Consider the following 23931-nt stretch of genomic DNA (forward strand, 5'->3'; position numbering starts at 1 on the left):
TCTTTGTACTTCAAATGACAGGGATCATTGAAGAAGAGGAACGTCGCAAGTTTAATTGGAAAGTAGTTGTCGCGATGGCCGTTGTTGTTTTCCTGCTGAATTTAGTATGGCCGTACGGCCCATGACCTGATGAGCAGCAGGACGCTAAAACCTACTGTTTGTTACCAATTTGCTCTATCCGCTGTCGGCAAGCTGCGTTTGATGTGCACATTGGGCATGTTGACGATGATCGCTTTAAGCGGATCAGCATTCGCGCAAAGTGCGTTTGAGATTGTTCCTGGTCCCTGCATTGTACCCGCCCCAAATGAAGCAGAAATTGCGTCGGATGTGTCTTGCGGCACGTTTTATGTTCCACAGGACCGCTCCTACCCCAACGATGACTTAATTGGCCTACCTTTCGTCCGTGTCTCCCAAAAAAGGGAAACTGCCGCCCCGCCCGTGTTTATGCTGTCGGGCGGACCCGGATCCTCGCTTTTGACGGAAGGGATCTACGCTGTCTTCTCAGATCCAATGCTCGGCCCGTTGGTCGCGACCCGAGATATCTTTATCCTTGAAGAGCGCGGTTCCAAACACAGTATTCCTTCTTTGGATTGCACACCCTTTCATCGTCTACCGTGGCGGGCTGTCTCTGAAGATCAAACTGCATCTGACGATGGGGATTGGTTTCGCGACGCTATTCAAACTTGCAAATCAGATGCTGAAGCCGACGGTATTGATTTGACCAAATTCAATAGCCTGCAAATGGCGCAGGATTTGGACGCTGCCCGAGAGGCCTTCGGATACAAAAAAATAGCCGTCTACGGTGCGTCTTATGGAACACTTCTGGCCCAACACTACGCTCGTATGTTCAGCAACAACATTGAAGCTCTCATCCTTGACGGCGCAGAAACACCGACGACCAAAAATTGGGCGGAAAACCGGGCGATTGGCGTAGATTTCTCGATTATGCAACTCGCAACGCAATGTTCCACCGAGCCAAAATGCGAGGCAGAGTTTGATCTGCTTTCTCTGGTTCAAGAAGGTATTGATCTCTTTCAAGAGGGCCCGATCCCAACAACCTATGCGAACCCGAAAGACGAGACAGATACTCTAACCTTCAGCATCTCCAAGAAAAGTTTCGTTGAATTTGTGTTTGAGCGGCAAAGCGGTCAGATCTCAGTTGGCAGTCTACCGGCCGTATTGACACTCTTACTTTCCGAAGGCCGGGCGGGTTTGTCTGAAGGGCTCGGCCCAATCATTGGACAGGCAGCACTAGAAGCGAGAGACGCACCGGCTGGGAGTCTTGCTTCGCTGATGCATTTCGCAGTCGTCTGCTCTGAAGATCCGGTCAAACCTACCGACGAGGTCAAGACAACTCCTGACACGAGTGAATATGCCGCGTTGTTTTCTGGGTTGGTAGTTGAACAGTATAAGACTGCGTGTGAGGTTTTGGCGCTTCCAGAGCTTCCGCCTGATACAGATGAGCCGCTCAGAACTGACGTTCCGACGCTGATACTGACAGGTCAGCTAGATGCTAGAACACCAGCGTTCCTCGCCGACAAGATCGCGGAGGCGCTACCGAACGCGCAACAGTTTGTTTTTCCGTCTGGCACGCATGTCCAACTTGGGGAATTCAACCGTTGCGCGGCTTCACTTGTGGTGAAGTTTCTCGCCGACGTCTCGAACGTGGTTTCTGCGCCCTGCCTAAACGAACTTGAGCCAGTGAACTTCGTTTTGCCAGACGGGTCTTTGTCGAGGGATTAATAATTCTGGGCAACGTTGATCTTCATTAAAAAGCTAAGCAATCCAGAAAGGCAAATCTGAAGTCAGAAATATGCCCGCCACAACCTTGGGCCAAACGAAACTAAAACGATCACTAAACAGGGGCCAACTGATGAAGCTTAAGATACTCAAACTCCTTACACCCGTCTTCGCAATCGCGGGTACAGCTGCTTTTGCAATATCAGAAGCCGACGATGCGTGTATTGACCATTTGCGGCAGGTGGGAGGACCAGACGGTCAATCAGGTACAATTGAAAGCTCGCAGTTCTCGGAAGCTGGTACGCTCGTCATGCTGCGTGATGCAGGTGGAACAATCTGGCGCTGCATCGCGTACAAGGATGGAAGCATCGGCGAGATGTCGGTTGTTGAAGCGATGGATGATGGAGGAGGAGCCATGGCAGGCGCAGCCGGATCTACTAGTAGCCAACGTGTCAAATTTGATTCTGGTTCAACTGGCGCAGAACTCGTCGGTGAACTCGCGCCCGGAGCGTCGCAGCAATATGTTCTCGGTGCCAAAAACGAACAGTTTCTCTACGTCCGCGTTGCTCCGCGAAATGGCTCTTTGGACTACGTTATTCGTAACCCCGATGGTTCTGAACTGTTGGGATTAATGTCGGCGGACAAGGAGTATCGAGGACAGCTTTGGCAATCCGGTGATCATGTTGTGGAGGTTATCAATCGCAGCAACTCTTCCGTCAGCTACAACGTCATTTTCGGAATTGAATAGGTGATCGACTAGAAACCCTGGAACGCAAGTATAAAAAGAGAGGGAAAAACAGATGAAACCCAAGGTCCTGTTGGTGATCGGCACGGCGTGTACCACTGCGCTTGCAGCATGCGACGACAGTAGCGGATCGGTGGATGAAAATACACCAACTGTGGGCAGCTCAAGCGATCTTTCTTCATTTGAAGGTGCAAGAGCGGGCCAAGCTGAAATGGGCATCCAAAGTCTCGGATTTGAACTCATCCGAAGCGAAGGGCTGACCTCGTACTGGTTTAACAAAGATACTGGTGCATGTGCACGGATCACGACGTCTGAGGGAAGGTACTCAGATGTAACTATGCTGCCGTCAGGTGATTGCTGACAAATTCCATCAATCCCAAATCTTGAAGAAGGAGCTCAAACTTGCATTTCGACCTGGCACACGCGGCGGTCATCGTAGTCGCCTTAATCATCACTAACCTGGCATTGAAATCGGCTGGCGTGATCAACGAAGAAAACAAGCACCAATGGAACTGGAAAGTTTTTCTAGCCTACTTCGTGGTCGTCGTTATCATCAATCTGGTGTGGCCTATTTAAAGTTTCACAGCGGAAAGCTAACTGCCGACTTGATATGGTTGTCGTGAATTAGCCTTTCCGAGAGACTATCAGGTCGCAAGAGTTTGAGCACTAGAGGTTCAAGAATAGAAAGGAGTTGGCATGCGGTTTTTTGCGTCCCTCATATTCATTGGTGTTCTCGCAACCGCTGCGAACTCTGACGTGACCAGTCGAAATGGCGGTCCAACCAACAGTCAAATGCTTTCAAAGGGGGGTGACGGAGGCGTTGATGGTGTCGCTTTCTTTCGCCCAGTCTTGAGCGGAGTATTGTATCGCTCTGGTTTCAAGGGCGGCGACAAGGATCGAACTGGCCTGAGTGAAGGTCAACGCGAAACTCTGTGCAATGAAGGGTTTTCAACCGGGTTTTATGCCGACTTTGGCAAAAACACCGAATACGGTCGCACCAGTTGTGGAAACGGATCCTTTGACTATCAAAGTGCCAGATCCTCCCGACCCGGTGCTGTTATGGCTTCCATACACGAAGTGATTGAAAACCCTGGAAAAGGCCCTGTCCTGGTGCACTGCATGTGGGGCGTTCATTCCTCGGGGGCATTGTCGGCAATGGCGCTCGTTCAGTTTTGCGGTTGGACGGAAGAAAGGGCCAAGGAATATTGGAATGATGCCCGAAACGGGGCCCCATGTTCAGGCGGATGCGACAAGTGGATTGACGCAAAATTCTCCAGCTTCAGTGTCGACCCAAAGTTGAAAATCTCCACCGAACAACAGGCCGCGATTTGCCCTAAATGAATCCAGGAGGACTATCCAAATGAAGTTCAATCTTCTGGGGTCACTTGCTCTCATTGCACCCAATGCCTTGTGGGCGAGCGACGATGTTCTCGGTGAAGCCACGACATTTGATAGTCCCAACGGCGTTACTGAACGCTGTATTCGTATCGAAAAAGTTCCAACGGGCGTGTACAAGAACAGCGATCTTGAGGAAGAAACTGCCTATTGCGAGATCGATTTCTATGCCTCCGAAATTGCTATTTGCCCAAAAACCTGGAGCACCAGCCCAGGAATGGCCGTCTACGATATTTCGGAAGGACCCTACACGGGGAACCGTTCTCAGTTCGAGAGAAACGCTTGCAAAGAGGGGAAGGCCGCGAAAGATCTGGCCAAGGATAGGGTGGCTAAATTCAAGTCCACCATGAACCAAAAAGGCACCAGTGGAACGTTTTCCACCTCGTCGTTGCTTTACTATCATTTCTCCAGATATTTCGACGCGACTGTCAAAGTCCCAGTCGCCGTTTGGCGCAGCATGGACGCCCGGGCGCATTTTTCCGAGGTCGCAGAGCCCGGCCTTGCGATTTCCGGTGGCTCTCATGGCGGGCGCATGAACCACGAAGGCTGGCGGGTCTTCGCAGCTGCGGATGCGGACCCGGACTCATACCAACCGACCGATGATCTATTCACCGCAGATCGAACGCAAATATATGGTGTTCTGCTTGAGAGCCCTGGACATCGATACGGCTCGGAAATCAACGGCACCCGCAAATCTGGTTGGGGAAAAGGACAAAACCGTGATTTTCAGGAAACCCCCGCTTTCTTGGCTTTGCGTTCTTCAAAACCATTGTCAGAGGCAATCGCAGAGGGCGTCAGAGAAGGTCGAAGAGACCGGATGATCAACAAGGATCTCGGTCCCGATGTCAGCGAACAACAGATGGCATTTTGGATGCAAGAACTTACCGAGATTGTTCTCCTCGATTTCATCTTTAGCCAGCAGGACCGCGTAGGAAACATAGACTTCACACCCTATTGGTATTGGGTCGAAGACGGAAAGCTGAAGCATAAGAAAGCCAAGCACCATGAGCCAAACGATGGAGACGTTCCCGCCGACGCGTTATTGATCCGTCGCAGCAATCTAAACGACAACGATGCTGGTGGGCGTGTCGAGTATGCCAACTTCGCGAAATCTACACAAATGCTGGAGAAAATTCGCCACTTCTCTCCAAGCACATATCGGAGCTTGGTTGCATTGAATAGTGACCTTCAAACCCAAGGCTCGGTCTTTGACTGGCTATCGCAAAGCTTTGGGTTGTCAGATAGGCAGATTGCCCAAGTTGTGAAAAACACCGAGCTGGCAACGTCCATTCTCCAGGACAATTGTTCTAATGGTGAGTTGATGTTCGACTTGGATCCTGTCGCATTCTTTTTGAGAAACGACACCGAGGTAGAGGCTGTGGACTGTAATGCCCCGTAAGCTTTCCACCCTTTTTGCGGCGTTCATTTGGACCACTCTGCTCGCCTGCAAAGCGGCGGCATTGGATGTCATCGTAATATCGGATCTGAATGGAAGCTATGGTTCGGTAAGATACGATGCCCGCGTCGACAAAGCGATTGAGCGCATAATCGAGATTGATCCCGATTTGGTGATTTCGACCGGAGACATGGTTGCGGGACAGCGCATTCCCAACTTGTCCGACAAACAGGTCAGGGAGATGTGGAAGGCGTTTCACGTGGCCGTATCAGATCCTCTAGCGGCTGCCGGAATTCCATTTGCGGTCACGCCTGGAAACCATGATGCTTCCGCCTACAGTGGGTTCGAGCGTGAAAGAAAAATATACGCAGCGGAATGGACTCCGAGAAAACCAGACGTCGATTTCTTGGTTTCAAATGACTACCCGTTCTTCTACGCATTTGAGATGCAGGGCATTACGTTTGCGTCTCTGGATGCAACAACCCTAGGACCCCTGTCCGGTGACCAGCAGGACCGCCTACAGGAACTGGGTGCAGACGGAGACCCGATTGTCACTTTCAGTCACCTCCCACTTTGGCCGTTTGCGATCCAGCGCGAACGCGAAATCATCGGTGACCCAACACTTGAGAAAATCTACCTGGAAAGCGGTGTCGTTCTGCACCTGTCAGGCCACCATCATGCCTTCTACCCTGGTTGGAAGGACGGTGTGGCCTACGTCTCTCAAGCTTGTTTGGGAGGTGGTCCGCGGCGGCTTATTGGCGATAGCGCCAGATCACCTCACAGCTTCACTCATGTTAAGTTCCAGCCGAACGGAGAGTTTGGGATAGCAGTTTATCGAGGGCCTGATTTCGAAAGATCGGTAAACTTCAAGTCGCTCCCGAAAGAGATCAGATCCCCGAATGCGGTGTTGAAGCGCTTAGACCTTGTGAAATGACTAGAGGTTGAGTTTCAGTTCGACTTTTTCAGGGACCAGATCGTTTACCATCTCTTCGATCCGAGCTTCTGAAAGTCCTCCCGAGGTGATGAAAAGCAATGAAACGCGAGATTTTCCGGGGACGTGGTGTTTTCTGACCAACTTCCAGCCAGCGTCTGCGGCCATGGCTTCAATGTCTCCGCTGACTTTCAATGAGTGTTCTTCATCTGAAGCCTTGAGCGAAACTTCCACGCCCTTGTTTCGCCCTCCGAGCCAAATGAAGCACCAACACACAATCGCCACCAGTGTGGCCATCAGCGGTAAGCCCAAACCGACGGCAAGACCAAGAACCGTTACGATTATCATTTCGACTGTATCGACCGGATCATCCAGATTGGAGCGGAACCTGAGCAACGCACCGATGCCAAAAATAACGAAACCAATCATTGAACCGTGCTGGACTACCAGGAATCCCACAGCCATTCCAATTAGCGCGTAAAGGAAGAACAGTCTGGGCATAACCAGATCGCTGACACTTCGGCGTGCTTTACGTCGTACGGGATGATAGACAATCAAAGCGGTCAAAATGATCGTTACAATAACGTCTAGCGTGAAGAAGTAGAGTTCCTGCTTGCCGCGGAACTGAGTCCAGCCTCTTTCAATCACTATCTCTGATTCGGACGTTCCCGCGAGCAAGGAAGCAGGATCAATTTGAGAATAGCCAATACTAGGCAAAAGCACGGCCGAAAGGACCGATGCAATCGAAAATAGCTTACTCAACAGACTTTCCCTCCCGCTGAATCGTCGAATAGTCGCTCTGTAGTGAGTAACTTGGCTTAATCGCACCACACCTCGCGACTAAGCCGCACTACCATAGACTAATTCAACCTTATGAATTTAGTTCCGGTAAAGCCTTGCGGGGTCAAACATCATACTTCCGCGAAATACTGTGTTAGGTTGGACAACATCGATTTTTGATCGAGTATGAACTAAGTCCAAACGAACGCAGATTTTACTCGAATGAACCAGCCAAATGATCGGCACAAACGAAGAGTAGCGAAGGTAATTTGCGCGAGCCTGGCTCTGCTCGCCAACACTGTAGCGTCAACGAGCCCAGTGAGAGCGCAGACTGATATGTTGGAACTTATTGAGTCTTACAAAGTGGCAGATAAATCAGAGGGCTTTTCTGAGCCATCTGGGTTATCGCTTTCCAGCGTTGATGGATTCTTGTGGGCAGTAAGCGATGAAGCATCGAAGCTGCACCTTCTAGGAGTAGATGGAGAGCTAAAGAATTCGTTCAAACTTCCAGAACATCTGGGCACAGACTTGGAAGGTGTCGCTGGAAGAAATGATGGGTCTGTATTGCTGTTACAAGAAACTGACCGATCTATCCTAGCTGTCCAACCTACAGACCCAATCAAAGTCAATTCTACCCCGATTTCTTCACTCAGGGGCTACGGCAAAGTTGCTGAAATGCTTGCTGAGAACCCTTTGAACAAGGGTCCAGAAGGGATCACAGTAGATCAAGACTCTGGGCAAGTATTCGTAGTCATTGAGGGCCAACCAAGGCTGCTGCTCGTCATCTCCTCGGAAATTGATGAGATTGTTGGAGTAGTTCCACTAACGGCTGAGGCTGGTTTCGTTTCATCTAGTGCCGACGATGACGAATTAGACATCAGCGGGATCGCCTGGTCCGGCGAGACCAAGTCTTTATGGATACTCAGCGATGAAGGGCGCCGAATATTCGTTTTTGATCCTGAAATTCAAACAGTCAAATCTATCGACTTAATTTACTCCAAAAAGGATGAAGTAAAGGAAGTGAAGAACCCTGAGGGGATAGCTTTGGATGAAAGTGGTGGCGTTCTTTACATCTTGACCGATGATGGAAAAAAATCACGCCTATACGCATTTGTTTTACCGCAAGTTTGATTCCCGAAACAAACTCGCATTGGCTTGTCGCATTTAATTACAGAAAAAACGAAACCACCACCTCTTCCCGCACCTTGGGAGTTGCGACTCCTAGTTTCGAATGTCCGCTTAGGGTTGCAACCGGGCATGGATGCAAAAAAGTAGCGAAAAGCAGCAACGCTATCGGAGTGCATTAGTCAATGCAGAGACCAGCGCGTTCGGATCTTCCTCAATGCGGGGGAGGAGTACCGTTCTCACGGCGTCGTTCAATGCCCTATCCGCTCGGGCAGCGGCTGGGTCGTCGTGATCAACGAAGACTTCGAATGCTTCAGTGGCGGTTAAGACCGCGCCCGGCACATGCGCCACGCCCTGCAGCAATGCGCTAATGCCCAAATGTTCTACTTGGTTGCTATTGGTAGCTGGGCCGACGAACGCGGGATTGAACCCGTCAACTCCCCAAACCTGGCTCGCGGTAAGGCCCTCGCCCGTTGCATATTGATGGATGTGCGGCACACTAAAGTGGCCGATGTAGCCGTGGCTCCACAGGGGGCGGTGCGTTAAAGGATTGTGCCTGCTTGTGCCTGATAACAGAGCTTGCCAGATCAACAGGGTGGCCTGTCCGTCAGTCTTGGCATGGCGTTCGCGCTCTGCTCGCGCACTCTCTGGCAGCGTTTCGACATAGTTACGGGAAAGCGGCAGCAGCGCCAATGCGCCTTCCAATGCATTGGGCTTGCGCTCGAGAAAAGCCGCGTAAGCATCAGATAGAAGTGCGACGTGAATCACTCCGGCATCTGATGCCATTGCTTCGGTGAGTGTGTATACAGTCCAGCCCGCCTCACGAAGCGCTGGCGTGCTCACATCCCAAAGCGTCGGCGGCAAGGCTTGACCGCGATCCGCGCTGACTGCCGACAATACCCCTATGGCATCGGCATACGCGCTCAGTGTAGCTGCGTCGACCTTGTCGGCTTCCAGCCGAGCCAGGTGGTCATCGACGCCGAGATCGCTTAGCAGACCGGTCGGGTGAAGGCCGACTGCCAGAAGGCGCTGCTCCAACTCTGATGCGTTAAGGAGCGCCGGTTCAGGCAGTACCGCCTCCGCCAAGTCTCTGAGTGTTTCAATCCGTAAAAGAGGGCGAGATACAAGCCAGGTCGTGCCCGCCGCTATAAGAAGAGCAGCCGCTAGCCAGAGAAACGCTGACCGCTTCATGAAGTCTTCGACCCGCGCCACGTTTTTGCAAAAGACGGCACGGGTCTTGTCCTATTCCTGCGCCAGATAATCTTCAAAACCCTTCACCGCGCCGTCAATGATCGTACAGTTACCAGCTGCGCGCACTGTTGGGTCATCCCAATACACATTCCAGAAAACGACGATACTTTGATCGTTCAAAATGCCGGGAAATACGGAAATCGCGGCGTTTGGCAGGTCAGCATATTTGGGTACATCCCACAAATAGTCGTGGCACAGTTGAAGCGCGTCAGTCGTTTGACGATCAAATGCATGGGCAGACGATGCAAAGCCAATCACCAAAATCGTTGCTGTGATCAGGGCAATCATTGGACTCTCCATTTGCTTAAGCGGTCTTCAATTCTACACACTATGCAAGCTGCCGTCCGGCATCAAATACGGTAGCCTTAGATCCGAGACGCATGTGCCATCGATGCCTGCCCCAAGTTTTTTTAACGCTTCGTTTTAGAGTTCTTTGTAAGCCAAGTTGCATTTGGTCGTAGGATTGAACTCCTAATAACACGCCTCATAGCCGACAAAGCCAGCAACAATTGCGGAAGCACCAATCAGGATTTTCTTAAGCATAGGTACATCCCTTAAAAGCAACTGGTAGAAGTCATATTTCCGTAGTGATGCGAAGTGCAGTGGATTGTCCGGTTGTAGTTGTTGGCTTCGTTATACCCGTCTGCGAAACCTTCCAATCCGGCGGCAACTGCTTCGAGCATGGCCTCTTGCTCTTCGGGTGTCATATCTGAACAACCGGCAACGGTCAGTGCGGCCACTGTCAACGCGACTAAAGACTTTTTCATTGGTCTAATCCTTGTGTTGTTTGACACAAATGAATTAAGAGTTCGCCTTGGACGAATACCCTTTAACACTCAGTTATTCCTGTGTTTGTGATCAGTTAAAGCAGTGGGAGAAACTGTTGTCTCCACCCATCAAAAGACCACCATCACTGTCTAAGAAACCCGCTCTTTCGTAGGCACCAACTTTCTTGGCAATGTCGGCGATTTTACCTTTGGCGAAGCTAGCGTACGGGTTCGATTCATCTACTTCGCTCTCACCGCTCATTGTATAAATCAGGGTTTCATAGACGCAGCTTTCGGACGCGTTCAAAACAACGTAGCCCTCATGCGTGTCTATGACGCGATAGCCGCTTCCGTAGGCAGCAATTGCTCCAACGCACAGCACACCCGCTGCTATAAGTAGCTTGCTCATTTTCATATTCCGATTTCACTGTTAGACCAGTCGGGGATATTTCAATTTGAGACTGGTTCTTTTAACCACCACTGACGTGGGGTTATTCGAGCAACTTTGCTTGCTAAAATAAGCCAAAGTTGTGTGGGTTTCTGCCAATTTACCTGTGGCCGACTGGACCCTTTAGCTCTGGTTCAATTGGCAAGGGGTGGTCGGGTGGTTCAATGCCGTGCTTTTCCAACCATTCCAGAACCTCACCCCACTGAGACTGCAGCGATGGTGGGGAGCGATGCTCTTGAAGGCTCTCAAGCCGTTTGCGTAGATCGAATGGGATGGTTCGGGGCCACTTATTCATAACCTAAAATGTTCTATTTTTGTTCTCATTTCGTCAAGACCAAACGTAGGGGTTTAAAACAACACAGAAACAGATACATCCCTCAAATGGAACACGCATCAACATTTCTTGACGGTTTCACGTCAGTTGGCACGCTGAACGGATCGCAGTATTCGTTCACTAAGGCTGATGTGCCAAAAGTTGCGGGCTTGTATATCTTCCGGTTTGCTGATGGTCGTATCTTCAACCTTGGCGAAGGCGGCAAAGGCAATAGCAGCCTTCACACGTTGTTCAGATATGGCAAATGGCTGGAACGTGTTTATCCCGCTGGTGATAAGCCTCACCTCGTGAAGAAATATGAAAACGAACGCAAGAAGCAGCGTGAATGGCGGGAAATGGTTGATGGCTGTGAGCTGGAAATTCTGGTTCGTCCGTTCTCTGGCACGACTGAGGAACGCAGGGCTGAGGAAGATCGTTTGACTGTTGAGCATCGTCCGATTTGGAACTGCCACCGTCAGAGGCGGTAAAGCGGCTTAGCTGGCTGTCCGGATCAATCTGGATATTTCTTTGTACGAGATAGTTGGCTTTATGATCGCCAGACCCATTGGCCCCAAGTCGAATGCTTCGCGGGTTTTGCTGCTTCCAGTGACACCGTCGAGGCAGTGCCACCCCACCAACCGACCGCTGTGGAAATATGCCTCTATCAACTCGGTCGAATTGTCTATGTGTTGCAGCAGCCGGTATTCCCAAGTGTAACCTTCGAACGGAATGGAAATTAGGACGCCACCGTTTCTGATTGCCGATGGATCGGTTTCATAAACGTCCTCAACCCGACTTGGTCGAACAATTCTGGCGTCTTTGAAGTGAAGTGCAAGGCTTTCGTTTGCCATTCGAACCACATCAGCAAAATCGTCAGCCGCTGAGACAACACCCGGTAAATCTGGAAACGTTATTCCATAGGCACTGTTTGGGTCTTTGTTCAAAATTGCTGGGTAGTGGAGTTGCATAGTGTTCTCAGTTGTAGGTGATTTGCTAGATCGGTTGCTGAGGAAACCTTGATCAGAAAACTCAGCAACCGATCCAGTGGGTCGCGGTATCCCCGAATGGGATAATCGCAGTTAAATTGTATCCCCTTTGACCACCTATAAACATCCCCTAACTCTATGATTTTTCTCGAATTTATTCGGAAGATTTAGGCGAACTGTGATATACTGGCAATGTGTTAAGTAAGACATTGCTTAATTCTCCGTCTGGAAGTTCAGAAAGACCGTCCCGGCACTTAAAACGGGGCGGTTTTTCTTTGCTTACACAACGGTCAAATCCGTTGATGCGACAGAGTTAAAACCTTGCATAAGTTATTGATTTTATTATATTTTATGGATTTACAAACGGTCGTCAGGACGAAACATTCTAATCCTACCTAGTAATAGCCATTAGGAGATCAGGATATGGCACTAGAGATTTACAAAGCTAAACTCGTCGGCCTTCGACCTGGATTTATGCCGCAGAATGGTATTCTTTCAGACGAAGAAAGCCCCGAACACAAGGAAATGCAGAAAGCCATTTCCAATGTGAAAAATCTGAAAAACGCAGAGGCACGCCGCCAATACTGCGAAACATCAGCCCGACTTAAAATGTATGTGGACGAGCAAGACCGGCCAGTTATCCCAGTGGCGATGCTTTCAAAAGCATTGTACGAAGGCGGCGTTGTTGAAAAAGCTATGACCGCTGGCAAACGCGTTGCAGGAATGACTGTTCTCGAAGACGCCTTGTTGGAATACGACGGACCAGACACAGCAACCGAACTGGCTAAAGACGAGGCCTTTTGGTTTAAGTCGATGGTCACTCGCCAACGTGTCCGCATCTTCGATTGCCGTCCAATCTTTAAGAAGTGGTCAGCCGAAGTGCTGGTAGAAATTGACACAGATATGGTGAACCCAGACGAGGCCCGGTCGTTTTTGGAAAACGCTGGCCGGTATACAGGGATTGGCTCTTGGCGTCCTAAGCTGAAAGGCGGAAAACACGGTCGCTGGCTTGTTGATAGCTGGGAAAAGGTTGAACAGTCTTTGGATGTGGCTGCTGAATAGAGTTTTCGCAGCAGAGCAAAGCTCAGCTTAGCTAAGCCAAGCTTAGCAGAGCACAGCTCAGCATAGCAAAGTGGGGCCGGTTCGTCCGGTCCCTACATATTATTCGAGGGGCATATGAAGCAGCCACCCAAACCCAGAACAACCAAGGTCAAAAACCCGTCCAAATCACTTCGAAAGGCCGTCTTGGATCGTGACGGAAACCGCTGCGTTCTGTGTGGTTCAACCCATCGCCTTGAACTGCACCACCGTCCAGAAGCGGACAGCAGTGATTTCTACCCAAGACCGGACAATCCACTAGCCAGCGACTTCACTACTCTTTGTAACTGTTGCCACCGGTGGGTGACCACGATGCTTCAGGTCGGCCCACGACGTGACAAACGGATGAGTGAGTTCAAACCTACCCAACATTCTCGGGCAGAAGTAGACAGGCTGCCCAAACCCAAGAAAGCTGAATACAAACGAACGCAGCCGGAAAAGATTGAAGTTGATAGAGTATCGCCGTTTAGACAAACAAACCCAGCTAAGCCGGATTAACCCTTAGACGCCCTCATTGGCCTTACACCAAGAAATTAGACCAATTTTTGAGCCATTTACGAAGACCACTGGAAAACTTCCAATAGTTTCAAACCCCTTGCTACTCCTGACACCACGTTGTCAGGGGGATGTGCTAGGTTGTCAGCAGTTTGACAGGAGACCCCGACATGAGCCGCTCGACCCGGTTGTTCGAAATCATCCAGATGCTCAGGGCCGCAGATGCGCCCGTGACGGCCGATCAACTGGCCGAAAAGCTCGAGGTCTCCACGCGCACGGTCTACCGTGATATCGCCGAGCTACAGGCGCAGCGCACGCCGATCGAGGGCGAGGCAGGCGTTGGCTATCTGATGCGGCGCGGCTATGATCTGCCACCGTTGAATTTCGACGCCGAAGAGGTTGAGGCGCTGTGGGTCGGGCTATCGATGCTGGCGCGCACCGGTGACAGTCATCTGCAACGGGCAGCGCGGCGCATCTGTGACAAGATCGACGCGCTCCATTGTCCTGCCGATTGGCTGCAGGTCTCGACCTGGGGTGCGCCGGTTGATGATCCCGCGAAAGGATGCATCCCTGTGGCCAGTTACCGCGAAGCGATACGGGCCGAGCAGAAACTGCGCATCACCTATGTCAACGGTGCGGGCGAACGCTCTGAGCGAGTCATTCGGCCTGTGGCTCTGATCTACCACATCGAATGCACGATGCTGGCCGGGTGGTGCGAGCTGCGGGGCGGGTTCCGGCATTTCCGGACCGACCGTATCTGGGCCTGTGAAGACACGGGCCAAAGTTTCCGTGGCCAAGGCAGTTCGCTCCGGGATTTGTGGAACGAGCAGGAGGGCAAAGATCCGGCCGCGCAGACCGTCTGAACAAGTATGGGCGGGGATTCGCCGACTTCACCGCTTTGTTGCTTGAGCCCGCGCAACGCTGCCGTGATATACTGATCTGCAACAAGGCAAACCCGATCAACGGGTGCCCGAGCAGAAGGTGATACCATGACGATTTCCAAGTTTTTTCTGGCAACCGGGCTATGCTCGGCCATGACTCTGGCGGCCTGTACCGATCCGGGCACGTTGAACCTGCCCTCCGATCCGAATCAGAATGCCAAGCAGGGCGCGGTTTTGGGTGGTTTGGTTGGTGCTGGTGTCGGCGCAATCGCGAACAACTCGAACCCTCTTTTGGGCGCGGTAGCAGGCGGTGCGATCGGTGCGGCTGGTGGAGGCCTGATCGGCAACCAACTTGATAAACAGGCGGCAGAGTTGCGTCAGCAGCTGGCCAATGACGGGATCACCATTGTCAACTCGGGCGACCGGCTGATTGTGACCGTTCCCAATGACATCACCTTCGACACTGACAGTGCGACGGTCCGCCCGGCCTTGCGCGCCGATCTGGTGCGGGTTGGTCAGAACCTCGTGAATTATCCGAACTCCAACGTGCAAATCATCGGTCACACCGACAGTGATGGCGAGGCTTCTTACAACCAAGGCCTGTCCGAGCGTCGCGCCAATGCGGTTGCTGACGTCCTTCAGGCAAACGGTGTGAACTACAGCCGGATCGTCACCATCGGGCGTGGCGAAGATAACCCGGTTGCCTCGAACCTGACGCCGGAAGGCAAATCACAGAACCGCCGGGTCGAGATCGTTATCGTACCCAGCGCGAACTCGTAATCCCGTGAGCATTTCGGGCGGCCTTCTGGCTGCCCCTGTGTGCGCACGACCTGTGCAAGAAATGGGGTTTGGATCGGGCGCGTCTCGGTCTACCTATTGGGAAACACTGAAACGGAGTTTCCCGCAATGTCCCAACCGACCCTTCTTGGCCTGTCCGGTTCCCTGCGTCAGTCAGCAACAAACCGTAAGCTTCTGCGCGAGGCGGCACGCCTTTTTGATCCTGCCAGCTTTGTCGAAGCGGATCTGAACCTGCCCCTCTATGATGGGGATCTGGAAGAGGGTGAGGGTATCCCAGCCGCCGTGCAAACGCTGGCTGACCAGATCGCGCAAGCGGATGCGGTGATTATCTCCACACCGGAATACAACAAGGGGCCGTCGGGCGTGCTGAAGAATGCTCTGGACTGGGTCAGTCGCACGTCGGGCAAACCTTGGGCCGACAAGCCGGTTGCGGTGATGTCCGCCGCGGCGGGTCGGGCCGGAGGGGAGCGCGCCCAGATGGTCCTTCGCGCCTATTTGGTGCCGTTCCAGCCACGCATTCTACAAGGCCCCGAGGTCCATCTGGCCGACAGCTCCAACGCGTTTGATGACGGGGGACGGCTGACAAGTGAGCGCTATGAAAAGACCATCCATGCGTTGATGCAAAAACTGCGGGCTGAGGTCGGGCGTCTTTAGGCGGATACGGTATGCAGGGGGATCGGCAAAGCGATGTGATGGACTCGGCCCGGGCTGCGGCCTTGCAGGTTGCGCTGGGGGTGGAGCCTATGATCTCGGACGGTTCCGCGTTGCCGCCGTTCTTTCATCAGCTTTATTTCTGGTCCCCGCGCACGCCATCTGATCTGGGGCGTGACGGGCACCCTCGGGTCGGGATTGGCCTGATTCCGGACATGAGCCTGCCGCGCCGGATGTGGGCCGGAGGGCGGTTGCACTTCCATACCCCCCTGCGGGCAGGTGCAGAGGCCGAGCGGCATTCCGTTCTCGAGAAGCAGAGCCGCAAAGCCGGGCGAACTGGGCCATTGGGGTTTGTCACGCTCAAGCATGAGATCTGGCAGGATGGGGCGCTCTGCGTCACCGAATGGCAGGATCTGGTCTATCGTGAAGATCCCGCTCTGGACGAGGTGAAGCCAACGCCGCCCATGGCGCGACGTGACGAAACTGAGCGCCGCGAGGTGCGCTTCGACAGCACCCTTTTGTTCCGGTATTCCGCGCTAACCTTCAACGGCCACCGTATCCACTACGATCTGGACTATGCGCGCGATGTCGAAGGGTATGGCGGGCTGGTCGTACACGGGCCGCTATTGGCGCAACTTCTGATGCTGTTTGCGGAGGAGATGGCCGGCCCGCTGACGCGCTTTTCGTTCAGGGCAACCGCGCCGCTTTTACACTTCGAGACCGCCACACTCTGCCGCAATGGGCCGGACCTATGGGTTCGAGGCCCCGATGGGCGACAGTGCATGCAGGCAGAAGCGCGGTCAGAGTGACGCTTCGGGTCGGAAATCCTCGGGGATTTCATCGCGACCGTCCAGCATGAGGTCCGCCATCACCTCGGCTACTTTCGGGGCCATGCCGAAGCCGATTTTGAAGCCGCCATTGGCGATGAACTGACCGTCGTGCAGCGGGTGCGCGCCCAGCATCGGAGCGCGGCTTTTGCTGCGGGGGCGAACACCGGCCCACCGCTCGATCACCTCGGCTCCGTGCAACACAGGAACGGCGCGGGTGGCGCGGTCGATCAAATCGTTAAGCGCGTCGTCAGTGCTGGTCGGATCATCATAGTCTCGCTCAGAGGTCGAGCCGATGGCAAGCGTACTGTCTGCATGCGGCACGATATGGATCGCATCGGCGAATAGCTGCGGCACCGCGCCCGCATCAAAGCGCAGCAATGCCGCCTGTCCCTTGACGCCATTGCCGACGGTTTTCCCGAAGCTTTGGCTGAGCTCCTGCAACCCGGCGACACCTGTCGCATGCAGCACATGGCCCTTGTCCGGGGCCTCGGCGACGACCTGAACCCCTATGACCGAGAGCGCCGCAACCAGCGCGGCACAGGCCCGGCGCGGGTGCAAGCGCGCGGTCAGGTTATCGTGGATAACATAGCCGGTTGGGCTGGGCGGGCACCATTGGCCTGCCTCCGACGTGGACAGCACCGTCCACTCGGCCAGGCCCTGCCAGAGCTCTTGCGCGGTGGCATGCCGTTGGTGCGCCAGCTGCAGGCTGCGCTCATCCATGATCGGTTGTAGACGTCCCAGTCGCCCATAGCCGGCTGAGACCCCTCCGGCCGCTTCGACCTGCGCCCAAAAGGGTTCGGCCATGATCAGACTGTCGAACTGAAAGGCTTTCTTGGCGTTCCAGTTCTCGGGCACATGCGGAGCCAGGGCGCCGACCAACCCTCCGCTGGAGCCCGCGCCGGGGCCAAAGGGATCGACAACCTGCACCTTTGCGCCGCGCCGGGCGCAGGTCCAGGCGATGGACAGGCCAAAAATGCCAGCGCCGCGTACCGTCACATCGACCATTGCCAAACCCCTCTTCCTTGTTCAGTGTCGCGCCGCTTAGCTACAGGATTCCCCGATGGCAGACCAGCACGCCGAATTGACATGGAGAGAGGACCGGATTCCGGTCTCGGACCAGTTCAATGACCCCTACTTCTCGTTGCAGAACGGGTTGGAGGAGACGCGGCATGTATTTCTGTCGGGCAACGACCTGCCCGCACGCTTTGCGCCGGGGTTTCATATTGCCGAACTGGGCTTCGGCACCGGCCTGAACTTGCTGACCGCCTGGTCCGCGTGGGAGGCCGCAGGCCAGACCACTCCGCTGCGATTCACAAGTTTTGAGGCATTCCCCATGGCCCCCGAGGATATGGCGCGCGCGCTGGCCGCTTTCCCCGAGGTGCAACCCTGGGCCGACCGCTTCCTGTCGCAATGGCGCGGCGGGTCCTGTCACTTCGACACGCTGCACCTTGAGGTGATCGAAGGCGACGCTCGCCAAGCGCTGCCGGGCTGGACCGGCAAGGCCGATGCGTGGTTTCTGGACGGCTTCTCACCTGCCAAAAACCCCGAACTCTGGGGCGCGGATTTGATGCAGCATGTGGCCGATCACACGGCGCCGGGCGGCTCCGCGGCCACCTACACCGCAGCAGGCTTTGTCCGCCGCGGGTTGGAAGAGGCCGGTTTCTCGGTCACCCGCGCACCCGGATACGGTCGCAAACGGCATATGACACGGGCGGGGAAAGCGTGACGCAGCAGAACAATATCTCGGCCGGGATCGCGCTGATGGTCGCCTCAACGGTGGTTTTTGCCTTGCAGGACGGGATCTCGCGCCATCTGGCGGGGACGTATAACACCTATATGGTGGTGATGGTCCGCTATTGGTTCTTCGCCGCTTTTGTCATCGCAATGGCGGCCCGCGCTCCGGGTGGGTTGAAGGCGGCGGCGCGCACCGACCAGCCAAAACTGCAGATTTTTCGCGGCGTTCTACTCGTGACCGAGATTTGCGTGGCCGTTTTCGGCTTCACCAAGCTAGGTCTGATCAACAGCATGGCGGTCTTCATCTGCTACCCCCTTCTGGTCGCGGCCCTCAGCGGCCCGGTTCTGGGTGAAAGCGTGGGCTGGCGACGTTGGACGGCGATCGGGGTTGGCTGCGTCGGCGTGTTGACCATCCTTCAACCGGGGGTCGGCGTGTTTAACCCCTGGGCGATAATACCGCTGATCTCGGCCTTTATGTTTGCGGTTTATTCGCTGCTCACCCGCTATGCCGCCCGCCGTGACAGCGCCGCCACCAGCTTCTTCTGGACCGGTGTCAGCGGAGCCGTTGCCATGACGCTGGTCGGCATGTGGTTCTGGGAGCCGATGGCACAGGCGGATTGGGCCTGGATGGCAACGCTTTGTGTTAGCGGTGCCTTCGGCCATTGGTTGCTGATCAAATGCTACGAGGCGGCCGAGGCCAGCGCGGTGCAGCCCTTTGCCTACCTGCATCTGGTCTGGGTGGCGATCCTTGGCATCGCAATCTTCAACGAGGTCCTACGCCCCCAGGTCGTCATCGGCGCTGGGCTCGTTGTCGCGGCGGGGCTGTTCACCCTATGGCGCGAACGCCGCAAGGGTTGACCCGGTCAGCTCCTGTGAGAAGGGCACGGGCAGGGCGGGTTTACCCAGACGCGCGCGATAAACCGGAAGGCTTTCGGTCACGCGCATCACATAGTTGCGTGTCTCGCTGAAGGGGATGGTCTCGATCCAGTCGACCACATCCACCTCACCGGCGCGAGGGTCGCCATAGCGCTCCATCCATGAGATCGGCCGCCGCGGTCCGGCGTTATACCCGGCAGCCATCATGACCACATTGCCGTTGAAATCCGCCGCAAGGCTGGACAGGTAGTTGGCCCCCAGCTTGGCATTGTATTCCCAGTCTGTGGTCAGGCGACCGGTCTGATGTCCGCTTAGGATCCCCAACTCCTGCGCGACCAGTTTGGCGGTCGCTGGCATCACCTGCATCAAGCCTCGCGCGCCTGCGCCACTGATCACCACCGGATCAAATTCGCTTTCACGCCGGGCGATGGCCAAGGTCATCTCTTTAGCCATCGGCAAGCCGATATCTGCGACCGGATGCACGGGGTAATAGGCTGCGGGCAAAACCGTTCCCGTGGTCGCGGCGCGTTTGGCGATCATCACGGCCAGATGCGGCTCTTTCAACTCGATGACCAGATCTCCCAGCTGATTGGCTTGCGCTGTATCGAGGCTTTCGACCAGATGGGTCAGAAACCGTTCAGAGAGGTTGGCCTCCCCTGCTTTCAACAGCAGCAGACCGGCCTCCAAAACGCTGGAGTTCGCAAATTCGGCTTGTCGCCAATGCGCGGCGCGGGGCGGGTTGGCGAGGGTGCTGTCGAACGGCCGCCCGATCTGCTCGGCTGCCAGAATGCCGTAGAATGACGTTTGATAGTCTGCTCCCATGGCATAAGCGTCATAGGCTTTCTCGGCATTTCCTTGTGCCGCGTAGGCGCGACCCAGCCAATAGCCAGCGCGGCCACGTGATATCGGAGACTTCACTGCGCCTTCGAAGTTCTGGAAATGCCGAACCGCCGTCGCGGGGTCGTTCAGTTTGCGCAAAGCCAAAAACCCGGCCAGCCATTCCAGATCGGCGTATCCATAGCCCATTTCGGGGGTCATATGATGATTTGCGGCTACCTCATAGGCACGGGCCGCACTGCCCTGCCGCATCTCAAGCCGGGCCAGTCGGCGTCGCCCTTCGGCCCATTTGTCTGGTTCACCTAGGGCGTCCGGACCGGTCGAGCGCGCCAACATCAAATCAATGGCGCTGTCGTCCAGTTCTTTCTTGTCGCGCCAGACAAAGCGATCAAACGCCAGTCCCGGAGACCCTGCCAGAGCCTTGGGTACGGCAGAAATCTTGCCATCCACGCCCGGTTCGCGTTTTTGCAAGGCAATACGGGCTTCTGCCAGCTTGCGCTGATCGGCGCTGACCAGAGGCAGCATACGCCCGGCGCTGACCAAATGATTGTCCCACAACATCCGATCTAGCCGCGCAGTGTGGTGCGGTTTTAGTAATTTGCCGAAATTCTCAAGATAGTCCTTCTGCAAGCCCGAGCCCATGGGCATGGTACGCCAGGCTGTGACGATATCGGCCTCGGCGTCCCCAATCCGACCTTTGGCTTTCAGGGCAACGGCGTAGTTCAGCGCGCCTTCGGCCGTTTGCGGCGGCTGATCGGCATAAAAGTTCAACGCCCGATCAGGATCAGCACCGGTAAAAGACGGCTCGCTCTTGCGGCGCAACCAGGCCAGTCCGGGCCAGTCGGGGCGGCGCTCAAGAAACACAAGCACATCGCCTGAGCTGCCAAAGCCCTCTCGCAGCCAATGCCACACGATGATGTCACGCGTAACCGAGCCGCGTGCGCCAGAAACCGCTAGCGCTTCGTTCCAGTCACCTTTGCGCATTTCGGCCAGCCCGGCGCGCAGATCACCGGCAGCATCGGCCCGCGCGGCGCTTGCCTGCATCCCAAAACACAGAATCACTGTTGCCAAAAAGGCCAGAACGCGTGTCATCCCTTGCATTTCCCAACCAACCGAGGATAGAGCCATTCAGGATAAACCTTGCGCCGCCAGTATCAACTCACAAAGCCAAAAACGTGAGCGAGGATGGCGCAAATACTGCAACCGCACTTCAAGGAGCGCGACCCATGTTCAAAGGCTCAATGCCAGCCCTCGTCACCCCGTTCAGCAACGGCGAGTTGGACCTGGATACGCTCAAACACTTGGTAGAGTGGCAGATAAAGGACGGCTCGACCGGTCTGGTTCCCGTAGGCACCACTGGTGAAAGCCCGACGCTGAGCCATGAGGAACACGAAACCGTTGTGGCCGAAGTGGTCAAAGCTGCTGCGGGTCGGGTGCCGGTGATTGCGGGCGCAGGTTCAAACAACACGGTCGAGGCAGTTCGATTCGTCCAGTTTGCCAAGAATGTCGGGGCCGATGCGGCACTAGTGGTCACACCCTACTACAACAAGCCGACACAGAATGGCCTGTTGGCCCATTTCCGCGCCCTGCACGATTGCGCCGAGATTCCGATCATCATCTACAACATCCCGGGCCGTTCGGTCATCGACATGACCCCCGCGACCATGGGTGAACTGGCAAAACTGCCACGGATTGTCGGTGTCAAAGACGCGACGGGCGATCTGGCGCGCGTCAGCCAGCAGCGCGCAAGCTGTGGCACCGACTTCTGTCAGCTGTCGGGCGAAGACGCCACCGCGCTGGGCTTCAACGCGCATGGCGGGGTAGGCTGTATTTCGGTCACGGCCAACGTGGCTCCGAAACTTTGCGCCGAGTTCCAACAGGCCACGCTGGCGGGCGACTATGCCAAGGCTCTGGACTATCAGGATCGCCTGATGCCTCTGCACGAAGCGATCTTCATCGAGCCCGGCCTAGTCGGCGCTAAATACGCGCTGAGTAAACTGGGCCTGTGCAGCACCGAAGTTCGCTCACCTCTGACTGAACTGGAAGACAGCACCAAGACTGCGATCGAAGCCGCGATGGCGCATGCAGGTCTGATCTAAATTCGACGTTCTAGTGAAAAGGGCGGCCTCGAATATCGAGCGCCGCCCTTTTTTGTTTGCTGCAAAGGTGCTCAACGTTTGCCGTAGTAGAGCCCAACCACATGCTCCGCCTGCGCGAAGAACAGCCAGCGTGACGCGGCAACCCCTGCCAGGTGCGAAACCACTGCCAGCAGCGCAAGTAGGTGTTTTAGCGCGAGCCCCTCTAATGGGATCGCGATGAAGACGACGGGCAGAGCAAAGGCTAACAGGAACGAGATGATCCGCAGCTTCTCGGCATGTTTGCGGCCAACCACGTGGACGAACTCTCGTAGCAAGTAGTTGGTCCCGGTATGCGGAGGCTCAAACGCCCGCACCGACCCGCGCTGACCCAACCCTGTTGCTGTCCCAAGGTCAGTCCCCGAGCTGGCAAGCGCCTTGTCTCCCTGACGCCAGTACAGAATCTGCACCAGAGCGGCGATCAACAGCAAAGGCAGCGCGACCGAGGTTTGTCCGGCCATCAAGGCCCCTCCGGCTAGGCTGAAGCTGAGGAACATGGCTGGAGTTAGCTTCATGTTCCAACGGGGGATCGTCTTGAGCTGGGTGTAGATCATCGATGTGGTGAACACTGTGGTCAGCGAGAACAACGCGCCGAGCCAACCCAAAAAGCTCCAGCGTTCACCCATGAAAACTGAACCGATTGCGAACAGGCCCATCAGGACCAGTGCGATCACCGCGCACCAGCCCTCGCGGCTGAGCCAGCTAGAGCGCCATTGCGTGAACGCTTTCCATGCCCGCTCCGGGTGACCGAGGTGGAAGGTTGACGCCAGCAGCCCGCCGACGGCCAGCCCGTACGCAATCAGGAAAAAGACAAAGGCGACCCAGCCTGTAACGTTTGGCATCCCGAGGCCTAGGAAGAACAGCAGCCCAAAGCCAAGGCCGGACAAGGTGGTGAAGATGATAACGGAAGGGGCCGGATGCATCAGAGCTTCTCCAGAGTTTTGTCCAGCCAGCCGAGGAACCCTTTGGGCTCTTCCGCGACGGGGGCTAGCAGCGGGGCCAGAATGTCGATCTGGTCCTCGATCTGATCCTTGGGGCGGGGCGGCAGGTATTTGTTGACTGGTTTGGTGCCCATTTCTGGCATCAGGTCCATGCCGTCCCGTTCAGCGACCAGCTTGCTGACGTCGCTGTTAGGATCGCCGAGGTCCCCGAAATGACGCGCTCCGGCTGGGCAGGTGCGGACGCAGGACGGAACACGATCCACTTCGGGCAGGTTTTCGTTGTAGATGCGATCGACGCAGAGGGTGCATTTCTTCATCACGCCCTCGGCCATGTCCATTTCCCGCGCGCCATAGGGGCAGGACCAGGCGCAGAGGCCGCAACCGATGCAGTCGCTTTCGTTGACTAGCACGATCCCATCCTCGACGCGTTTGTAGCTGGCCCCGGTTGGGCAGACCGTAACGCAGGGTGCGTCTTCGCAATGCAGGCAGGATTTGGGGAAGTGGATCAGTTGGGCAGGGCCCTCGGTCGGTGTGACCTCGTAGGAGTGGACACGGTTCAGGAATGTGCCCGAGGGGTTGCCGCCATAGGCATCCTGATCAGACAAGGGTGCACCGTAGTTTTCGGTGTTCCAGCCTTTGCAGGAAATCACGCAGGCGTGGCACCCGACACAGGTGTCGAGGTCGATAACGAGGCCCATTTTGCGTTCGGTAGATTGGGGAAGTTGCGTCATATCAGGGAACCTCGGCTTTGGTGGGCGGGGCAGGGGGCCAGCCCCCT

General features: G+C 55.1%; 27 protein-coding genes. 17 read left to right on the forward strand and 10 right to left on the reverse strand.

Translation table 11 applies throughout. The features are described from left to right. The first annotated feature begins 129 nt into the window (after nt 1–129). From ACR0NO_RS09565 to ACR0NO_RS09595, 7 genes are all read left to right on the forward strand, one after another. A complete protein-coding gene (locus ACR0NO_RS09565; protein WP_480723788.1) occupies nt 130–1743 on the forward strand; it encodes an alpha/beta fold hydrolase in 1614 nt (537 codons plus the stop codon). A 130-nt stretch (nt 1744–1873) separates the two neighbouring features. After that, nucleotides 1874–2488 (forward strand): hypothetical protein, encoded by a 615-nt coding sequence (locus ACR0NO_RS09570; RefSeq protein WP_480723789.1) that lies wholly within the window; start codon nt 1874–1876, stop codon nt 2486–2488. A 52-nt stretch (nt 2489–2540) separates the two neighbouring features. Beyond that, entirely contained in the window at nt 2541–2846 is a 306-nt protein-coding gene (locus ACR0NO_RS09575; RefSeq protein WP_480723790.1) for a hypothetical protein, read from the forward strand. Nucleotides 2847–2887: 41 nt separating this feature from the next. Further along, nucleotides 2888–3061, forward strand: coding sequence for a hypothetical protein (locus ACR0NO_RS09580; protein ID WP_170355752.1), 174 nt, complete (start codon nt 2888–2890; stop codon nt 3059–3061). A 120-nt stretch (nt 3062–3181) separates the two neighbouring features. Next, on the forward strand, nt 3182–3826 hold the full coding sequence (locus tag ACR0NO_RS09585) for a hypothetical protein (RefSeq protein ID WP_480723791.1): 645 nt from the start codon (nt 3182–3184) through the stop codon (nt 3824–3826). 19 nt (nt 3827–3845) lie between these two features. Continuing rightward, nucleotides 3846–5279, forward strand: a complete 1434-nt coding sequence (locus ACR0NO_RS09590) for a hypothetical protein (protein WP_480723792.1) — start codon at nt 3846–3848, stop codon at nt 5277–5279. Then, the gene (locus ACR0NO_RS09595) at nt 5269–6210 is read left to right on the forward strand and encodes a metallophosphoesterase family protein (RefSeq protein ID WP_480723793.1); all 942 of its coding nucleotides are present in this window, start codon (nt 5269–5271) and stop codon (nt 6208–6210) included. Before ACR0NO_RS09590 ends, ACR0NO_RS09595 begins: the two co-directional genes overlap by 11 nt. Here ACR0NO_RS09595 and ACR0NO_RS09600 read toward each other — a convergent pair whose 3' ends face one another. Beyond that, nucleotides 6211–6969, reverse strand: coding sequence for a DUF4956 domain-containing protein (locus ACR0NO_RS09600; protein WP_480723794.1), 759 nt, complete (start codon nt 6967–6969; stop codon nt 6211–6213). A 354-nt stretch (nt 6970–7323) separates the two neighbouring features. Here ACR0NO_RS09600 and ACR0NO_RS09605 point away from each other — a divergent pair, with 354 nt between their 5' ends. Next, the gene (locus ACR0NO_RS09605) at nt 7324–8118 is read left to right on the forward strand and encodes an SdiA-regulated domain-containing protein (RefSeq protein WP_480723795.1); all 795 of its coding nucleotides are present in this window, start codon (nt 7324–7326) and stop codon (nt 8116–8118) included. A 159-nt stretch (nt 8119–8277) separates the two neighbouring features. Here ACR0NO_RS09605 and ACR0NO_RS09610 read toward each other — a convergent pair whose 3' ends face one another. The 4 genes from ACR0NO_RS09610 to ACR0NO_RS09625 all read right to left on the reverse strand — a co-directional run bounded on the left by ACR0NO_RS09610 (nt 8278) and on the right by ACR0NO_RS09625 (nt 10539). Continuing rightward, a complete protein-coding gene (locus ACR0NO_RS09610) occupies nt 8278–9324 on the reverse strand; it encodes a hypothetical protein (RefSeq protein ID WP_480723796.1) in 1047 nt (348 codons plus the stop codon). 30 nt (nt 9325–9354) lie between these two features. Beyond that, the gene (locus ACR0NO_RS09615; RefSeq protein WP_480723797.1) at nt 9355–9651 is read right to left on the reverse strand and encodes a hypothetical protein; all 297 of its coding nucleotides are present in this window, start codon (nt 9649–9651) and stop codon (nt 9355–9357) included. 266 nt (nt 9652–9917) lie between these two features. After that, complete coding sequence (locus ACR0NO_RS09620) at nt 9918–10130, reverse strand: hypothetical protein (RefSeq protein ID WP_480723798.1); 213 nt, start codon at nt 10128–10130, stop codon at nt 9918–9920. 91 nt (nt 10131–10221) lie between these two features. Then, complete coding sequence (locus tag ACR0NO_RS09625) at nt 10222–10539, reverse strand: hypothetical protein (RefSeq protein ID WP_480723799.1); 318 nt, start codon at nt 10537–10539, stop codon at nt 10222–10224. A 420-nt stretch (nt 10540–10959) separates the two neighbouring features. Between ACR0NO_RS09625 and ACR0NO_RS09630 the strand changes: the two genes are divergently transcribed. Further along, nucleotides 10960–11379, forward strand: coding sequence for a hypothetical protein (locus ACR0NO_RS09630; RefSeq protein WP_480723800.1), 420 nt, complete (start codon nt 10960–10962; stop codon nt 11377–11379). Between the two features lie 6 nt (nt 11380–11385). On the opposite strand, the gene ACR0NO_RS09635 is transcribed toward ACR0NO_RS09630, so the two are convergent. After that, nucleotides 11386–11859 (reverse strand): type II toxin-antitoxin system HicB family antitoxin, encoded by a 474-nt coding sequence (locus ACR0NO_RS09635; RefSeq protein WP_480723801.1) that lies wholly within the window; start codon nt 11857–11859, stop codon nt 11386–11388. A 441-nt stretch (nt 11860–12300) separates the two neighbouring features. Between ACR0NO_RS09635 and ACR0NO_RS09640 the strand changes: the two genes are divergently transcribed. The 5 genes from ACR0NO_RS09640 to ACR0NO_RS09660 all read left to right on the forward strand — a co-directional run bounded on the left by ACR0NO_RS09640 (nt 12301) and on the right by ACR0NO_RS09660 (nt 16609). Further along, on the forward strand, nt 12301–12939 hold the full coding sequence (locus tag ACR0NO_RS09640; protein WP_480723802.1) for a hypothetical protein: 639 nt from the start codon (nt 12301–12303) through the stop codon (nt 12937–12939). 701 nt (nt 12940–13640) lie between these two features. Further along, nucleotides 13641–14333, forward strand: coding sequence for a helix-turn-helix transcriptional regulator (locus tag ACR0NO_RS09645; RefSeq protein ID WP_170375494.1), 693 nt, complete (start codon nt 13641–13643; stop codon nt 14331–14333). Nucleotides 14334–14459: 126 nt separating this feature from the next. Further along, nucleotides 14460–15131, forward strand: a complete 672-nt coding sequence (locus ACR0NO_RS09650) for a YiaD family glycine zipper/OmpA-like lipoprotein (protein WP_170471320.1) — start codon at nt 14460–14462, stop codon at nt 15129–15131. Nucleotides 15132–15257: 126 nt separating this feature from the next. Further along, nucleotides 15258–15803 (forward strand): NADPH-dependent FMN reductase, encoded by a 546-nt coding sequence (locus tag ACR0NO_RS09655; protein WP_170552461.1) that lies wholly within the window; start codon nt 15258–15260, stop codon nt 15801–15803. An 11-nt stretch (nt 15804–15814) separates the two neighbouring features. Beyond that, entirely contained in the window at nt 15815–16609 is a 795-nt protein-coding gene (locus ACR0NO_RS09660; protein ID WP_480723803.1) for an HTD2 family dehydratase, read from the forward strand. On the opposite strand, the gene ACR0NO_RS09665 is transcribed toward ACR0NO_RS09660, so the two are convergent. Beyond that, nucleotides 16601–17635, reverse strand: a complete 1035-nt coding sequence (locus ACR0NO_RS09665) for an NAD(P)/FAD-dependent oxidoreductase (protein WP_480723804.1) — start codon at nt 17633–17635, stop codon at nt 16601–16603. The genes ACR0NO_RS09660 and ACR0NO_RS09665 overlap by 9 nt on opposite strands. Nucleotides 17636–17690: 55 nt before the next feature. Here ACR0NO_RS09665 and mnmC2 point away from each other — a divergent pair, with 55 nt between their 5' ends. Together mnmC2 and ACR0NO_RS09675 are read left to right on the forward strand one after the other, a co-directional pair. Then, nucleotides 17691–18356: a tRNA (5-methylaminomethyl-2-thiouridine)(34)-methyltransferase MnmC2 gene (mnmC2, locus tag ACR0NO_RS09670; RefSeq protein ID WP_480723805.1), complete on the forward strand. Its 666-nt coding sequence runs from the start codon at nt 17691–17693 to the stop codon at nt 18354–18356. Continuing rightward, nucleotides 18353–19222 carry a DMT family transporter gene (locus ACR0NO_RS09675; RefSeq protein WP_480723806.1) on the forward strand — a complete coding sequence of 290 codons (870 nt, stop codon included), beginning with the start codon at nt 18353–18355 and terminating at the stop codon, nt 19220–19222. Before mnmC2 ends, ACR0NO_RS09675 begins: the two co-directional genes overlap by 4 nt. On the opposite strand, the gene ACR0NO_RS09680 is transcribed toward ACR0NO_RS09675, so the two are convergent. After that, entirely contained in the window at nt 19196–21169 is a 1974-nt protein-coding gene (locus ACR0NO_RS09680; protein WP_480723839.1) for a lytic transglycosylase domain-containing protein, read from the reverse strand. The two genes, ACR0NO_RS09675 and ACR0NO_RS09680, sit on opposite strands and share 27 nt — an antisense overlap. 134 nt (nt 21170–21303) lie before the next feature. On the opposite strand from ACR0NO_RS09680, the gene dapA reads away from it, so the two are divergent. Beyond that, nucleotides 21304–22176, forward strand: a complete 873-nt coding sequence (dapA, locus tag ACR0NO_RS09685) for a 4-hydroxy-tetrahydrodipicolinate synthase (protein ID WP_480723807.1) — start codon at nt 21304–21306, stop codon at nt 22174–22176. 71 nt (nt 22177–22247) lie between these two features. Here dapA and ACR0NO_RS09690 read toward each other — a convergent pair whose 3' ends face one another. Further along, entirely contained in the window at nt 22248–23135 is an 888-nt protein-coding gene (locus tag ACR0NO_RS09690; RefSeq protein ID WP_480723808.1) for a dimethyl sulfoxide reductase anchor subunit family protein, read from the reverse strand. Beyond that, a complete protein-coding gene (locus tag ACR0NO_RS09695) occupies nt 23135–23884 on the reverse strand; it encodes a 4Fe-4S dicluster domain-containing protein (RefSeq protein ID WP_480540229.1) in 750 nt (249 codons plus the stop codon). The genes ACR0NO_RS09690 and ACR0NO_RS09695 overlap by 1 nt, the downstream gene beginning before the upstream one ends. Between the last annotated feature and the right edge of the window lie 47 nt (nt 23885–23931).

The sequence above is a fragment of the Ruegeria sp. CL3 genome, from assembly GCF_056536505.1.